Raw genomic sequence first — 13,891 nt, forward strand, 5'->3', positions numbered from 1 at the left:
TGGATAGGGGTCACTGACCGCTGATGGTCATACTGGCGATGCGGACGGTGGGGGCGCCGGTGGCACCGAAAAAGGTCAAGTCACTGGCCACGGCATCGACGACCTCCAGCAGGCCGATAATGTTGCCGGCAATGGCTACGCCCCGCACCGGTGTCGTCAGCTCCCCTTTTTCAATCCAGATCCCGCTGGCGCCAACGGAAAAATCGCCGGATATGGGGTTGGCCGTATGCATCCCCATGACCTCGGTAACATAGAGACCCCGGGGGATCTCTTTAATAATCTCTTCCGGTGTACGGGAACCGGCCTCGATATAAAAGTTGGTGGTGCCGACCTCCGGGGTGGTCTTAAAGGAACCCCGGGCGCCGTTACCGGTGGAGGTTACCCCGTCCCGGGCGGCGGTGTAGGTATTGTGTAGGTAACAATTCAATACGCCCTTTTCAATAAGAACTGTGTGGGTGGTAGGCACGCCTTCACCGTCAAAGGGGCTGGAGGCGATGCCGTCCGGCCGGCGGCCGTCGTCGATGAGGTTGATTACCGGCGCCGCCACCTGCCGGCCGACCCGGCCGCGGAAGAGGGATTTGCCCTTCTGCACGGCGTCGGCAGTCAGGGCCGGGGCAATGACCCCCAGGAAGTTGGTAGCCACGTAAGGGTCAAAGACGACCGCCGCCCGCTGGGTGTTGACCCTTTTGGCCCCCAGCATGCGTACGGCCTTGGCGGCTCCTTCCCGCCCCACCTGGACGGGGTCGATGTTCTTCAATTTTAACCCGTAGGCCAGGCCGAACCCGGTCTGGCTCTCGTCGTTTTCCACCGCCACCACAAAGGTGCTGGCGCCGCAGTTGGCGGCGTGATAGGCCGCCGTTATCCCCTGGGAATTGGCCAGGACCACCAGGTAGCGGGAGTCGCTGTAGGAACAGCTCTCTGTTATCTTCACCCGGGGGTCGTAAGTCCGGGCCTGGCGCTCAATCTCTTTGGCCGTCTCAATCTTCTTTGCTAAGGGGGTAGTGGTAATCTCCGGGTCCCAGAGATCCATCTGCGGATAACCGGGGTAGCGGGCCGGCAGGCAGTTATGTTCATCCGGGGTAGCCATCCGGGCATTGGCCAGGGCCTGTTCCACGCAGGCAGCCAGGGCCGCCGGGCTGAAATCGGTGGTAAAGGCGAAGCCCACCCGATGATCAACAATGACCCTGAGCCCCAGGCCCTGATCCCGGGCTGTAGTCAGGGCTTCAACCTCCTGGTTGCGGACCTCGATGTTCAATTCCTCGCCGGCAGTCAGATAAGCCTCAGCCAGGGCCCCTTGCCGGGCCGCTTTGGCTACTACCTGCCCGGCCAGGTCCAGGTATTGCTGTTTTAACGCCTGGTAATCCATTATTCTTCAGCCTCCTCATCCAGGATGCCGCCCACTACCAGTTCCGGGATTCTGATGGTGGGTTGGGCATCCCCGACGGGAACGCCCTGGCCGTCTTTACCACAGATGCCCAGGCCGAAGCCCAGGTCGCCGGCCACCCGGTCGATAATCCGTAAGACTTCCGGGCCGTTGCCGGTGAGGGTCGCCCCCCGGACAGCCGGGCCGATCTGGCCATCCTGAATCAGGTAGCCTTCGGCAACGTCAAAAACGAAATCACCGTTGGTGGTATTGACCTGGCCGCCGCCCATGCGCTTGACCAGCAGGCCGTGTTTTGTGTCCCGGAGGATAGCCCCGGCGTCATCCTTACCTGGGGCGATATAGGTATTGGTCATCCGGGGAATGGGCCGGTCCTGGTAGGACTCCCGGCGGCCGTTGCCGGTGGAACGGCGACCCTCTTTACGAGCGGTCAGGTAGTCATACATATACTCCTTGAGGACACCATTTTCAATGAGGACCGTCTTCTGTCCCGGCGCGCCCTCATCGTCAAAACGGTAGGAGCCGTACTTACCCGGGATGGTAGGATCGTCAACGACGGTGACAATATCAGCCGCCACCTGCTGCCCTTTTTTGACGGCATAGACCGACAGTTGCTTCTGGACCAGATCGGCCTCCAGGCCGTGGCCGCAGGCTTCGTGAATCATGGTGCCGCCAGCTTCGCCGGCCATGACTACCGGCATCTTGCCGGCCGGGGCCGGCCGGGCCTCCAGCATCATCACCGCCCGCCGGGCGGCCAGGCGGGCCTGCTCTTCCGGGTTAACCTGTTCAAAAAGCTCCCACCCCTGATGGCCGCCGGCAGATTCATACCCCGTCTGGATATGCCGGCCGTCGCTGGCCACGGCGTTGACGACCAGGCGGCAGCGCACCCGCTCGTCATCCACCAGGACGCCGTCACTGTTAGCAATGGTTACTTCCTGGATAACGTCACCATAGCCGATGGTGACCTGGGTAATACGCTGATCCACAGCCCGGGCGGCGTCGTTGGCCCGGCGCACCAGGTTGACCTTTGCGGCTACCGGTACCTGGTCAGGCCGTTTCTTAATGGTGAACTCCACCCGGGAGCGGGGCCGGGTGAATTTAATCTCCCGCTGCCGGGGTTGGCCCTTGACGGCCCCGGCCACCAGTTGGGCCGTCGCCAGGAGGCTTTCCCGGTGCAAATCGTTGCTGTAGCCGTAGGCGGTATTCTCCCCGGTAATAACCCGGATACCGGCTCCCTGATCCAGGCCGCTGGTAACCCGCTCGATCTTATCCTCCTCGCAGCCGATACTCGTTGTCCGGCGGCGTTCCAGGAAAATTTCGGCAAAATCGCCCCCCTGCTGCAGGGCCGCCTGCAGGATGGCCTGGAGATCTTCTTCTGGTAAAAGCATTGACCCACCCCTTCTAGTAACTTCTTCCTAGTATAATTCAAGGGGCGGGAAAATATTCCTGCTAGTCGCGGCGAGAAAAATGGATGCTGGCCAGGGTGGCCAGTAATTGATCGTAGTCACCAATACCGCCGACCTGCCATTCCAGGCTGAAGGTCAGCTGCTGGACGAGGGTGAGGGGTAACTCCAGGTACTGGGGGTAATCCCCCGGCCTGATTTCTCCCTGGTATAGCTGCCGGCCGTCGGCAAAAATGGTTACTATAACTTTCCCGCTGCTGTTGGCAAAGCTGTCGTCAATGCCGGTATATCCCTGGAAAAGAGCATACCGGCCGTGAAGATCGACCTTTAATTCGGCCTTATTTTGCCCTTTGTTTAAGTTTACGCCGATACTGCGGCCCAGGCTCATGCCGGCCAGGGCTGCCGGCCGGTCCAGGATATAGAAAGGTCCCACATTGCGCAACACCCGCAGTTCCTCCAACCAGGCCTCCGGGCCGGAGGGCTCCTGAAAAGCCGGCCCCGGCAGCAAGTGGCCCTTCACCAGGCGGGGCAGGGTGTAACTGGGCGGTGTATCTACCGCTCCCGGCGAAGGCGCAACCGGCGGCGTTCCCTGCTTTTCTGCCGGCGCCGGTTGTAGTGCTACGCCTCCCCCCTCGGCTGCCGGCACTGGGCGGCCGGAGCCGGCATCTCCCCCGCCCGCCGCCGATTGCGGTCCGGCTGGAACGTTACCCGGGCCGTCGCCTGTTGTCCTGCCGGGCACTGCCCCTGATGCCGGCTGGCTGTTCGGGCCGGCCGGGCTGACCCCGGGCGGCGGGGCAAAGCTATCGGCCCGGCCGGTGGGAAAAAGGGCTACGGCTGCCGGCACCGCAGCCCCAGCCTCCAGGTCATAGAGATCAAGGCTAAAATCGGCCTCAACCTTGACCGGCGGCCCGGGCTGGGAGGTTATCTTTAACTTATGGATTACCACTGGCGCCGGCAAGGATTCCAGCTGGGTCAGGTAGTCCACCAGGGCCGGGTAAGGACCGCTGACGGTTACCTCATAGGGGTAAACCTGGAAGGAACCCTTTTTCAGCGGCGGCAAGGGCCGGAAGGCCAGGACCTGGAGCTCCGGGTTGCGGGGCTGGGCGGCTGTTAAAAAGGCAGCCGTACCCCGGAGGGTGAAGCCCAGGTGCAGCCGGGTTCGTTCCCAGTCGGCCCGGGCCTGTTCCGCCCTGCGGGCCAGTTCCGGGGCGGCCGCTGCCTGGTCCCGGAGGGTCACCAGGCGTGTCTGTTCCGCCTGCAACCGGGCCCGTAGCTGGCGGTAGGCCGGGATTTGCCGTCCCCAGACGATCCGGTAGCCAAAGAAAAGGATAAAAACAGTAGCCGCCAGGGTGATTAGTATCTGCTCGCGTCGCATCAGCTGGTAATTACCGATTTTCATTTCCCTAAAACAGCTCTTTCGATGTCTAGGATAGCCACGCCCAAAGTGTTGATTACCGGCCGGTCCCTTCCCCGCACCTGTATTTTGCTTCTTCCCGCGGCAGGGAGTTAGCCCCCATGGAGTGTTCCGTCGCTTGTCCCCGTTTTACCGCCGTCCCACCCCCCACGAGCGCCTGGGAAAACGGCCCGCAGGGTAAAGGTAAGCTTTTGGCCATTACCCTTGACCTCCTGGAGGTTAACCTGCGACCAGAGGTTAGTTCCCTGGAGGTTAGTTAAAAAATCGCCAATCCCTTGCAGGGAGGTGCTGCCTCCCGTCAGGATTAGTTCCCCCTTAGCTTCATCTTCCTCCAGGCCGATAAGCCAGGTTGCGGCCGGCAAAGCCGCATTGATTGTCTTGAGCATCTGCCCCCAGCGGTGACCGTTCTGGACCAGTTGCTGTAGCTCCCTTTCCTTCTGGCGCCAGTCCCCCAGGGCGGCGTTGCTGGCGGAGGCCTGCTGGGCTCCGGGGCCATATAAAGCCAGCTGCCCCTCTAGCCAGGCTACCCGCCGGGCTGCCAGGGCCATTTCCCCCAGGAAAACTATATAAGCTACGAGGAGTAGCCCTCCGGCTACCAGGGGTATAAGAACCTTCCGGGGTACCTGTCGCCGCTGGGGCCGGTATTCCGGTGGCAGCAGGTTGACAGCTATACTCATATCCCTATCTCCCTCAGGGCCAGGCCGGCGGCGATAGCCAGGGCCGGTTCCACCGGCCGGCCCGGTAACCCGGGCCGGCCGATAAGGGCCGGAACCCCCAGTTCCCCCTGGCAGAAATCCGTCAACCCTGCAATTGCGGTGCCTTCCCCGGTGAGGAGCAGGCACTCCGGGTTAAACCCTGCTCCCCCCTGGGAACGGTAAAAGTCCAGGGAACGCCGGATTTCCTGGGTCAAATCGGCCAGGGGGGTGCTGCCGGTAATACCCGACCGGGTCAATTCTTTATAACTAAAGGCCAGGATCCGGCTGAAGAGGGGGCGTCCCGGCCGGGCCAGGACCAGATGACTCCACTGTTCGCCAATATCCAGGATAATAGTAGCAGCTGTTATTTCCCCGGCCAGGGAGCGGCAGAGGGCCAGGGGCGCCAGGTCGACGGCCGCCAGCTCCAACCCGGCACCCCGAAAGAGGTCGATTAATTGAGTCACCTGATCCCGAGGCGCTGCCGCCAGCAGGACGTCCATCTGATTGTTTTCAGGCCCAGAACTATCACCCAGGATGGTCCAGTCAACCACCATATCCTGCGCTCCGGTGGGCAGGTAGTTTTCCAGCTCATAGGTCATCCCGGCCCGCAGCTCGGCGGCCGTCATCCGCGGCAGGCGCAGGTAGCGGACAACAACCCTCTCGCCGGTAATGGTCGTAACGGCCTTCCGGCCCCGCCAGCCGCTCCGGGAAGCAGCCTCGCTCAGGGCGGCAACCAGGGCCTGGGGCTCATGCTGGCCGCCGGGCGGGACCGGTACAGTGGCCGTGATTAGTTCCCGGCTCCGGTAGACTGCTGCTTTTACCGTCGCAGGTTCGAGATCAACCCCCAGACAACGGCGACGCTTCATGAACGGCAAAAACATAAAAAATAACTCCCATCTACTTTGCCACAATCGATGCCGGCTTCCTGAGGGCCAGGTTCTTCGTTTCCCTTGGAAGGCCTGAATCTATTGCGCTAAAGATGCTTCCTGCCAGGATAGAATCTGCCAGTTATCCTTGCTCAAATAGGGGGCCAGGAAGCGGACAAGGTCCTGGTTATAGGAAATTCGCAGTTTACCTTTGATTTCATGATCATTACCTTTATCCTTGCCATTTTCCTGCCCGTTACCATTATTATGTTTATTACCCTGTATTTCCCTATTGCTGCCGGAAGTATCGTTGCTATTTTTGTCGCTAGCACCGATGTACCTGGTTACCAGGCTCCCATTAATGGTGCTCTCCTTGCCGCGATCACCCTTGCTAAAGGTACCAGCGGCAATAAATACTCCTCCCAGGTTGGTACCCCCAGAAATATTTAAATCTCCGCCAGCGATAAAGGCCCAGGCATTTCCACCAGTAGCAGGTAACAGGCTGGTGTCCAGGGTGATGCTGCCGGAGGCGGCAATAATGGCGATACCATTATAGGAATATGGGGTAGTACCATGGTTGTTGCCGTTACCATTACCATTACCATTGCCATTGCCATTGCCATTGCCATTACCGTTATCATTGCCATTACTATTACCATCAGCATCACCAGCCGTTATGGTTAGGTCTCCCTGCCGGTAAAGAATCGCTGGAGTTCTATCGGTATCATTAACCATGGCCTGGATGGCAGCAACAGTATAGGTATCTTGCTCCAATAGTGCGCCGCTTGCATAGGGCGCCTCGGGATGGCCGGGAAAGGAAGGGAAGGTTAAGCTGACTCCTTCATACTTATTACCGTAGATTTTACCATTATTGTAAATAACCCCGCCGGCAGTGGCGTCGCCTTTGATGGTTCCGTTAACATAAAGGTCCCCGCCAGCTACAGCGCTCCCCTGGAGAGTACCGTTCACGGCTAAATTTCCACCGGCAGCCACATTGATGATGTTATCCTCATTAAAAATGACTCGCAGATTGTTGATATTCCCTAGGGCCAGGATATCCCCCCCGTTAATAATCAATTGATCGTGTTTGTCCAGGTCACCGGCAGTAGCCAGGGCAAAGGTATATAAGGGTCGCGCCAGGTCAACCTCTACGGCCCGCTGGACTTCACCAACCCGGGCCAGGGAGCGCAGGCGGTAGCTCAATACCTGCTGGCTGATATTTACTCCCTGGATATATCCCTGAACCCCGGTTAAAGGAGTTTGTCCCAACCCATCGCGCCAGCCAGGGTCCCGGCGTAAATTAGCCAGGGCCAGGTTGATGCCAGCCTCCGCCAGGTAGGTGGCCTGGTTGATTTGCACGTCATTGGCCGCTCCCCGACCCTCGCCCTGGGTCAGGGAGAGTAACCCGGCCCCCAGGAGGGATAAGACCAGGATTACCAGCATCACCACCGGCAAGGCGCTACCCCGCCGGGACAGGGGAGGCAATAGCTTTCTAGCGCGGTTTGTTTCATTTTTAAACATGATTACCAGTCCAATATATGCTTCTCGTTCGAAGATATCAGCATCGGTTCCGCCGAAAACCCGCTACACTAAAAAATGGTATTCCCCCGCAGGGACAAATACCCCACCTCAACAATTCGATACGGGGTAAAGATACATACCAGGGAACTATATTTTGCTCACTTATTGCCGCTGTTCATTATCCTAAGACGTAGAGCCACCCTTGTGGTTATGGTAAAATCCCGGCCCTGGGCATCACGGACGACCAGGCGGATGAAAATAATTTTACTCTTTTCCGGAGCCTCCGGCCGGTCGTAGCTGAACTGCAGGGCCTGGACGCCATAGGCCAAGGGGTTATCACCGCTGAAATCATAAGCGCCCTTGTTTTTAACGGCCCGGCGCAAGTTGTCGCCGGCCAGCTCGTATTTATATTGATCGCCCCCGCTGGTGGCGACAATCAAGATGTGATCATCGGAGCCGGCGACCACTTCCCTGGCCGTCCGGATCTCCCCGGCCATCCGTGCCAGGGCCACCCGGGCGTTCTGCTGGGCGTCCATCTGATCCCAGCCCCGCTGCCACCACTGCAGCCCGGCGCCCAGGATACTCAAGGCGGATACTAGTACCAGGAGCATCAGGCTGGCTGCCAGGATGGTTTCCACCAGGGTAAAGCCCTGCTGCCGCTCCCACATCGGTTGCAGCCATCGCTCCTGCTGGAACTTCGCCATGGTAAACCCTTGCTGCCGCCCCCTCATGGCCACCTGGCTACCAGGGTGGCCAGTTCCACCTGCCCCGCCGGGCCGTTAACCGGCCGTACCTGGACAACTAATTTCTTCACTTCCAACAGGGGATCGTAAAGGGTTATAGTGATCATATCTTCGTAACCGGCATTATCCGGGTCGGTTTGCCAGGGAGCGTTAACCCCGGCTAAATTATCCAGGCCGTCATACCCGGCCGCTAGGCAGGTCTCCATCCGGGCCCGGGCCAGGTTCAGGGCGATGGTTTCCTGGCCGGCCCGGGTATAACCGCTAGCAGCAGTGGTGAACATACCCAGCATGGGAGCCAGCACCGCCACCAGGATGACGCTGGCCACCAGGACCTCAATCAGGGTCAGGCCGCGATTGTTAAAAACCCAACTAGAGATTTTCATGGTGTACTCCCCGTCCTGACCCTGCCAGTAAAAGGCATGATAATGATATAGTAGGGCCGGCCGTAGCGATCCCGGAGGATTATCTTACCGCTGTTCATCGGTTCCCCCACCAGGGTGAAAGACAGCTCGTTGCCGTAAACTTCAGGCCCGCCGGTGCCGGTATACTGCAAATTGAGTTCCAAGGTCACTCCTGGCGGCAGGGGTACTTCTTTGACAATGGAGGTGTTTTCCTTGAGACGGTATAAGCTATGATCGGCATCCAGGAGGATCATCCGGTGGCGGTCCTCCCCGCCCATGGCCACCTGCTGCAGGTTACGAATTTCGTTGACTAGCTGCCAGGCTGCTGTCTGCACCTGCCACCAAGCCAGGCCCCGGGCTACCACCGGCAGGGCCGCTGTGGCCAGGAGGCCGGCAAGGGCCGTCACCGCCGCCATTTCGACCAGGGTAAAACCCCGACCGTTTCGTATGGACTTAAAGCCTGCGAGCACCTTGCCCAGCTCCAAACTTTTCAATTCTCTCGCTAATTGTTAAGCTCTTATGACAAAGTCAGGGCATCCAGAAGCGATTGTAGTTGATTGGCAAGGTTTGTTGCTAATTTGAGGTAATTCTATTCTAAGACCCATCCAGGTGGCCGGCAGCCCGGTAACCGGCTAGAATTCCACCGGCCAGGGGGTCGCCGGGGAAAAGGGCCAAAACCTGGCGTAACTGATCGGCGGCAAAGCCATACCAGCCTTTTTCCTCGTAATAACGGGCCAAATTGATTCGCAGCGCCCGGATGACCTGTAAGACCTGTTCCCGGTAGAAGGGAGCCGGGGCCATCTCCAGGGCGTAACCGGCCTGGATAAGACCTTTATTCCATATTTCGCCGGCCAGGTCTTTTTGACCTGCTACGACATAAAAATTTCCCAGGTCGAAATAAAGGGAAGGCACGTAACCTCCCACCGCTACAGCCTGCTGAAAAAGGCGGCCGGCCTCTGCCTGGTTACCGGCCCTCTGTTCATAAAAGGCGAGCTGGCTGGCGTGGTTGTAGTCATAGGGGCTGAGTTCCAGGGCCCGCTGCAACTCCCTGCCCCCTTCCCGGAAGGCTGGCGTCCCCTTGGGAGCTGTCGCCAGGGCCGCTCCCAGGCGGGCATGGTAGGTATCATTCCAGGGATTTAACATAACGGCCCGGCGCCAGCCGGCTAGGGCTGCCTCCCGCCGGTTGGCCGCAGCGGCCCGGTCACCCTGGCAAGCGTACAGGTAACCGCCACCCAGAAGCAGGCCGCCGGTAAGGATCAGCAGGGATAAAACCAGGGGAAAAAAGGTCATCAGGCCCTGCAAATTCAACCTATAGGTAAAAGTATTCCTGCTCCCCATCCCGGAGGCTAATCCTCCGCCGGCCGGTAAATTTTGCGGTAGGGCAGCTTGCTGCTCCTTATTGAGGGCCCCTTCCCCCAGGAGGAACAGGCCACAGGCCGCTGCAGTCCAAAAGGTCAGGGTCACCGCCGGCATATCCCAGGAGAAATCAAGGCCAATATGCAGGAGGAAAGCCATCACAGCCCCGCCGCTGGCCGCCTGAAGAGGAGCCAGGGGCCCCCTTTGCCGCTGGCGCCAGAAGGGGAGCAAGAGGGCTGCCACCATACCCAGGAAGATAAGCAGCCCGGGCCAACCGGTTTCCGCCAGGACCTGGAGGTAATGGTTATGGACATAGCGGGAGTACCAGCGGCCGCCGTCGTAAAAAGAGAAGTAAACATCATGGAAAGAACCGCCGCCGAACCCCGTCCAAGGCCGTGCCAGGAACATCCCCACCGCCGCCCGCCAGAAGGCCAGCCGGCCTTCCACCGAACTTTCCATAAAGGTATCCGGCCGGATCAAGGCCCGTAGGATAGATTCCGCTCCGGCCAGTCCCTGGGTCCAGGGAGCTAGAAGGGCTATCACCCTTACCAGGAGGAGTGTCATCAGGCAGAGTCCAGCCAGGGCTCGCAGCCGTTCTATCCGGCCCTCTCGCCCGGATAGCCAAAAGGATGCCAGGAGACCACCGCCCAGGGCCAGCAAAGAGCCGCGGGAATAGGAAAAAACCAGGGCCGTGCCGCTAATGACCAGGCCAACGGCCAGGAGCCTGCCGCCCTGCTGCCAGTAACGACCCAGGCCGAGGAGTACCACCATGGCCAGGTAAATCCCCAGGGGGTTAGGGTTGATGAAGGTAGCCTGGATACGGTCGGCCTTGATAAATAGGTACTGCAGGAGGCCCACCATAGCTACCAGGGTACCAACTAAAATAACCACCGTCAGCAGCTTGTCTACTTCTTCCCGGCTAAAGGTAGCCCGTACCTGCCAAAAAAAGGCCAGGTAGAGGGCCGTCCGCAGGGTCTCGTTTACTGTAGCGTTAACCTCTACCGACCAGGCGAGGCCCAGGGCCAGCCAGGTTAAAAAAAGAAGCCCCGGCCAGAAGGGGCCGCAGCTCCCCGGATTACAGTTTCCCGGATTAAAGCCCTGCCGCCGGCCGCAAAACCAGGCCAGCAAGCCACCCGTGCCGGCCAGGATAAAGCCCGCTACCTGAACACTTTCGGGGTAACCGTTATTCAGCAGCGGCGCCGCTCCGGCCAAGACCATGACCAGGGGCAGCACCGGGTGCTGTTTCTGGGCCTCGAAAATAACCGGCACCTTCTTTTAAGGCAGGATTTGCTGATGGGCTAACGCCTCCTGGGCGTATCCCGGTCTCGCGAGCTCTTCTCCGCGCTGCTACTTGCCTTCCCCAGCCGTTACCCGGGAGTCGAGTAGATAACTACATTTAGGACTTCAAAAATAGCACTTTAAAAAAAGGTGGTCGTGTACCAGTTGATTATTGTTGTCCCCCACCAGATGGTGCTCATTGTCCCCAGGGCCAGGAAGGGGGTAAAGGGCAAAGGGTCGCGACGTCCCCGGTGTTCCAGGAGCATCAACATCAACCCGACTACGGCCCCCGCCAGGACCGCCAGGAAAAGGGCCAGGAGAGTCTCCGGCCACCCCAGGAAAAGCCCCATCACCAGGGCCACCTTCACATCACCGCCGCCCATGCCACCCCGGCTGAGGACCGCAATCAGGAGCAGTAGACCCCCGCCCAGACCGGCTCCCAAGAGGGCCGCCGACCACGGTACCTCCCCCAGGGGCAGGAAAACCAGGCCCGCCGCCAGGCCCAGCCAGACCAGGGGGTCCGGTATGGTGCAGGTCTGCAGGTCGATGCCGGCAATCACCAGAAGTAATGAAGCCAGAAAGGCGTATTTGATCGTCAGCGGCGACAAACCGAAGTGCTGCCAGAGGCTCAGATAAATGGCCGCCGTTAGGACTTCAAGCTCCGGGTACCACCGGGGCACAGGGGCGCCGCAGTGGCGGCAGCGCCCCCGGTGGATGAGATAACCCAATACCGGTAGCAGCTCTACCGGCCCCAGGCGCCGCCCGCAGGCGTCACAACGGGACGGCGGGTAGACGACGGACTCACCCCGGGGGATCCGGGCGATGCACAGGCCCAGAAAACTGCCGATAGTGAGGCCGAGGAAAATAATAAGTACCTGAATTATACCTGCCATTGAAAACTATGGTTGTGTCGGCGGATAATATACCGGGGTACTACTTCCTGGAGCTTGATAGTACAAGGTGAAGGGAACATAAATATTGTTCCCAGGATTATATGTTATTTGTGAGTACCCATAGTCGTTATTCCAGGGCGTCTTAGGCACACTGGCAAGGTATTTGCCATTCACCAAATTACTTTGCCAATTATTAGGATCAGGCAAGCCATTTTCTGCCGTATAATACATCTCAATGGCCGAGCCGATGGTCTTCAAATCGGCATTTGCTTTGGCCTTTTTCGCTTTGTCGCTCTGCCCCATAAATTGCGGTACGGCTATAGCCGCCAGGATGCCGATAATGACGACCACCACCATGAGTTCAATCAGGGTGAAACCCCGGCGGTCTTTTAACATTCGGCGTATATAATTTAGCATTATAATCCTCCTCTCCCTTCGAAACCAAAACTTGTCGTTACTCCTTAACTTCCGGCGTCTTATTACCCATTCTGAAAACACCACTCTCTACCATCCATCTGCTGCCGGTGTGTGTCTGGTGGTATTATATATCCTCAATGCACCCCGCCGGCCAGGGAAAAGACCGGCATGAGCACGGAGATTACCACCAGGCCGATGATCCCCCCCAGGGTCAGGATAAGTAGGGGCTCGATCATGGATGACAACCGGGTCACCGTCTCCCCCACTTCCCGGTCGTAGAAGTTGCTGATCTTCGCCAGCAGGGCGTCCAGGGCTCCCGTCTCCTCGCCCACGGCAACCATCTCCACCACCATGGGCGGGAAAACGCCGCTGGCTTCCAGCGGTGCTGCCAGGCTTTGGCCGTCCCGCACGCTCTCTTCGGCCCTGGCTACAGCCCCGGCTACCACAGCGTTGCCCGCCGTGCGCCGGACGACTGCCAGGGCGGATAGGACCGGCACGCCGCTGTGGATAAGGGTCCCCAGGGTGCGGCTGAAGCGCGATAACACCGTCTTCTGCATAAGGGGCCCGAAAACCGGTAGGCGGAGGAGGAGACGATCCAGCTGGTAACGCCCGTTCGGCTTCTGCTGCCAGCGCCAGAAACCATATGTAGCCACCACCAGGATAACCAGCAGTACCGGCCAGGCCCGCCGCATGGCGCTGCTCATCCCTAGGACCAGTCGCGTCGGCCAAGGCAGGGGTACCTGCATACTGGCCAGCATGTTCTGAAAGGTCGGCAGGACATAGGTCAGGAGGAACATCACCGCCCCCACCGCCACCAGGCTTACCACCACCGGGTAGGTGAGGGCTGATTTGACCTTTTCCTCCACCTCGTGCTCCCGTTCCAGGTGCTCCGCCAGGTGCTCCAGGGTCTCATCCAGGGCGCCGCCCAGCTCCCCGGCCTCTACTGTGTAGACGAAAATCGGCGGGAAGACCCGCGGCTGGTGCTCCAGGGCCCGGTAAAGGGCTTCGCCGGCCTCCAGCTCTCCCAGCAGGGCAGCTGTACTCTCCCGCAGGGTGGAGTTCTCCGTCTGCTTCTGCAAGATCTGCAGGGCCGAGACGATAGGCAGGCCAGCCCCCAGCATGGTAGCCAGCTGACGGCAGAAAAGAGCCAGGTCACGGCGGCTCACCCGCCGCCGCAGCAGCTGCCGCCAATTCCACCCCTCACCCCTGGCGGCACCGGCCGGCCGGCAGGTAGTGATAAAAATACCCCGGCCGCGCAGCTCCCGGATGGCCATTTCCTGGCTAGCGGCCTCTACGGCCCCCTGCACCACCTCCCCACGTGTATCCCGCCCCCGGTAAGTAAAGGTCATGCTCTTCCTCCAAAAAAAGCCCCCGGGTGCAAGGAAAGAGATAGCTTCCCCGGCAGCCCGGCGGCCATAGACAGGTCTACAGGCCCGTAGCTTTGCGCCCCCGGCTTTCGCCGGGTTTGCCCTTAAGCAAGGGTAATGATCCTTTATTCGCCATCAGAACCCAAAATCCTGCCA

The 13,891-nt window shown here is 59.6% G+C and carries 13 protein-coding genes and 1 riboswitch; all 13 genes read right to left on the reverse strand.

Annotation, left to right across the window (positions count from 1 at the left end; genetic code table 11):
* Positions 1-10 precede the first annotated feature (10 nt).
* The 13 genes from SDD30_RS01440 to SDD30_RS01500 all read right to left on the reverse strand — a co-directional run bounded on the left by SDD30_RS01440 (position 11) and on the right by SDD30_RS01500 (position 13,717).
* The gene (locus tag SDD30_RS01440) at positions 11-1,366 is read right to left on the reverse strand and encodes a TldD/PmbA family protein (protein ID WP_434073155.1); all 1,356 of its coding nucleotides are present in this window, start codon (positions 1,364-1,366) and stop codon (positions 11-13) included.
* Positions 1,366-2,769 (reverse strand): TldD/PmbA family protein, encoded by a 1,404-nt coding sequence (locus SDD30_RS01445; RefSeq protein WP_434073156.1) that lies wholly within the window; start codon positions 2,767-2,769, stop codon positions 1,366-1,368. The genes SDD30_RS01440 and SDD30_RS01445 overlap by 1 nt, the downstream gene beginning before the upstream one ends.
* Before the next feature lie 61 nt (positions 2,770-2,830).
* Positions 2,831-4,183, reverse strand: coding sequence for an NPCBM/NEW2 domain-containing protein (locus SDD30_RS01450; RefSeq protein ID WP_434073157.1), 1,353 nt, complete (start codon positions 4,181-4,183; stop codon positions 2,831-2,833).
* Between the two features lie 107 nt (positions 4,184-4,290).
* The gene (locus SDD30_RS01455) at positions 4,291-4,875 is read right to left on the reverse strand and encodes a PilN domain-containing protein (RefSeq protein ID WP_434073158.1); all 585 of its coding nucleotides are present in this window, start codon (positions 4,873-4,875) and stop codon (positions 4,291-4,293) included.
* Positions 4,872-5,774: a type IV pilus biogenesis protein PilM gene (gene pilM, locus SDD30_RS01460; RefSeq protein ID WP_434073159.1), complete on the reverse strand. Its 903-nt coding sequence runs from the start codon at positions 5,772-5,774 to the stop codon at positions 4,872-4,874. The genes SDD30_RS01455 and pilM overlap by 4 nt, the downstream gene beginning before the upstream one ends.
* A gap of 84 nt (positions 5,775-5,858) precedes the next feature.
* Positions 5,859-7,280, reverse strand: a complete 1,422-nt coding sequence (locus tag SDD30_RS01465) for a hypothetical protein (protein ID WP_434073160.1) — start codon at positions 7,278-7,280, stop codon at positions 5,859-5,861.
* Positions 7,281-7,438: 158 nt separating this feature from the next.
* The gene (locus SDD30_RS01470) at positions 7,439-8,011 is read right to left on the reverse strand and encodes a prepilin-type N-terminal cleavage/methylation domain-containing protein (protein ID WP_434073161.1); all 573 of its coding nucleotides are present in this window, start codon (positions 8,009-8,011) and stop codon (positions 7,439-7,441) included.
* Positions 8,008-8,406, reverse strand: a complete 399-nt coding sequence (locus SDD30_RS01475) for a type IV pilus modification PilV family protein (RefSeq protein WP_434073162.1) — start codon at positions 8,404-8,406, stop codon at positions 8,008-8,010. Before SDD30_RS01475 ends, SDD30_RS01470 begins: the two co-directional genes overlap by 4 nt.
* Positions 8,403-8,894 carry a prepilin-type N-terminal cleavage/methylation domain-containing protein gene (locus SDD30_RS01480; RefSeq protein ID WP_434073163.1) on the reverse strand — a complete coding sequence of 164 codons (492 nt, stop codon included), beginning with the start codon at positions 8,892-8,894 and terminating at the stop codon, positions 8,403-8,405. Before SDD30_RS01480 ends, SDD30_RS01475 begins: the two co-directional genes overlap by 4 nt.
* Positions 8,895-9,018: 124 nt before the next feature.
* Positions 9,019-11,049: an O-antigen ligase family protein gene (locus SDD30_RS01485; protein ID WP_434073164.1), complete on the reverse strand. Its 2,031-nt coding sequence runs from the start codon at positions 11,047-11,049 to the stop codon at positions 9,019-9,021.
* Positions 11,050-11,198: 149 nt separating this feature from the next.
* A complete protein-coding gene (locus tag SDD30_RS01490; protein WP_434073165.1) occupies positions 11,199-11,951 on the reverse strand; it encodes a prepilin peptidase in 753 nt (250 codons plus the stop codon).
* Positions 11,952-11,957: 6 nt separating this feature from the next.
* Complete coding sequence (locus SDD30_RS01495) at positions 11,958-12,368, reverse strand: prepilin-type N-terminal cleavage/methylation domain-containing protein (RefSeq protein ID WP_434073166.1); 411 nt, start codon at positions 12,366-12,368, stop codon at positions 11,958-11,960.
* A 134-nt stretch (positions 12,369-12,502) separates the two neighbouring features.
* Positions 12,503-13,717 (reverse strand): type II secretion system F family protein, encoded by a 1,215-nt coding sequence (locus SDD30_RS01500; RefSeq protein WP_434073167.1) that lies wholly within the window; start codon positions 13,715-13,717, stop codon positions 12,503-12,505.
* Between the two features lie 48 nt (positions 13,718-13,765).
* A riboswitch (cyclic di-GMP riboswitch) is annotated at positions 13,766-13,848 on the reverse strand.
* Positions 13,849-13,891: the final 43 nt, after the last annotated feature.

Origin of the sequence: Moorella naiadis (nom. illeg.), from assembly GCF_051020825.1 — a bacterium.
GTDB classification, from domain to species: Bacteria; Bacillota; DSM-521; order Neomoorellales; family Neomoorellaceae; genus Neomoorella; species Neomoorella naiadis.

What these genes read in the sequence shown, in the direction of transcription:
- SDD30_RS01440 (WP_434073155.1), bottom strand. Translation starts at nt 1,366, where the DNA reads ATGGATTACCAGGCGTTAAAACAGCAATACCTGGACCTGGCCGGGCAG.
- SDD30_RS01445 (WP_434073156.1), bottom strand. Translation starts at nt 2,769, where the DNA reads ATGCTTTTACCAGAAGAAGATCTCCAGGCCATCCTGCAGGCGGCCCTG.
- SDD30_RS01450 (WP_434073157.1), bottom strand. Translation starts at nt 4,183, where the DNA reads ATGAAAATCGGTAATTACCAGCTGATGCGACGCGAGCAGATACTAATC.
- SDD30_RS01455 (WP_434073158.1), bottom strand. Translation starts at nt 4,875, where the DNA reads ATGAGTATAGCTGTCAACCTGCTGCCACCGGAATACCGGCCCCAGCGG.
- pilM (WP_434073159.1), bottom strand. Translation starts at nt 5,774, where the DNA reads ATGTTTTTGCCGTTCATGAAGCGTCGCCGTTGTCTGGGGGTTGATCTC.
- SDD30_RS01465 (WP_434073160.1), bottom strand. Translation starts at nt 7,280, where the DNA reads ATGTTTAAAAATGAAACAAACCGCGCTAGAAAGCTATTGCCTCCCCTG.
- SDD30_RS01470 (WP_434073161.1), bottom strand. Translation starts at nt 8,011, where the DNA reads ATGAGGGGGCGGCAGCAAGGGTTTACCATGGCGAAGTTCCAGCAGGAG.
- SDD30_RS01475 (WP_434073162.1), bottom strand. Translation starts at nt 8,406, where the DNA reads ATGAAAATCTCTAGTTGGGTTTTTAACAATCGCGGCCTGACCCTGATT.
- SDD30_RS01490 (WP_434073165.1), bottom strand. Translation starts at nt 11,951, where the DNA reads ATGGCAGGTATAATTCAGGTACTTATTATTTTCCTCGGCCTCACTATC.
- SDD30_RS01495 (WP_434073166.1), bottom strand. Translation starts at nt 12,368, where the DNA reads ATGCTAAATTATATACGCCGAATGTTAAAAGACCGCCGGGGTTTCACC.
- SDD30_RS01500 (WP_434073167.1), bottom strand. Translation starts at nt 13,717, where the DNA reads ATGACCTTTACTTACCGGGGGCGGGATACACGTGGGGAGGTGGTGCAG.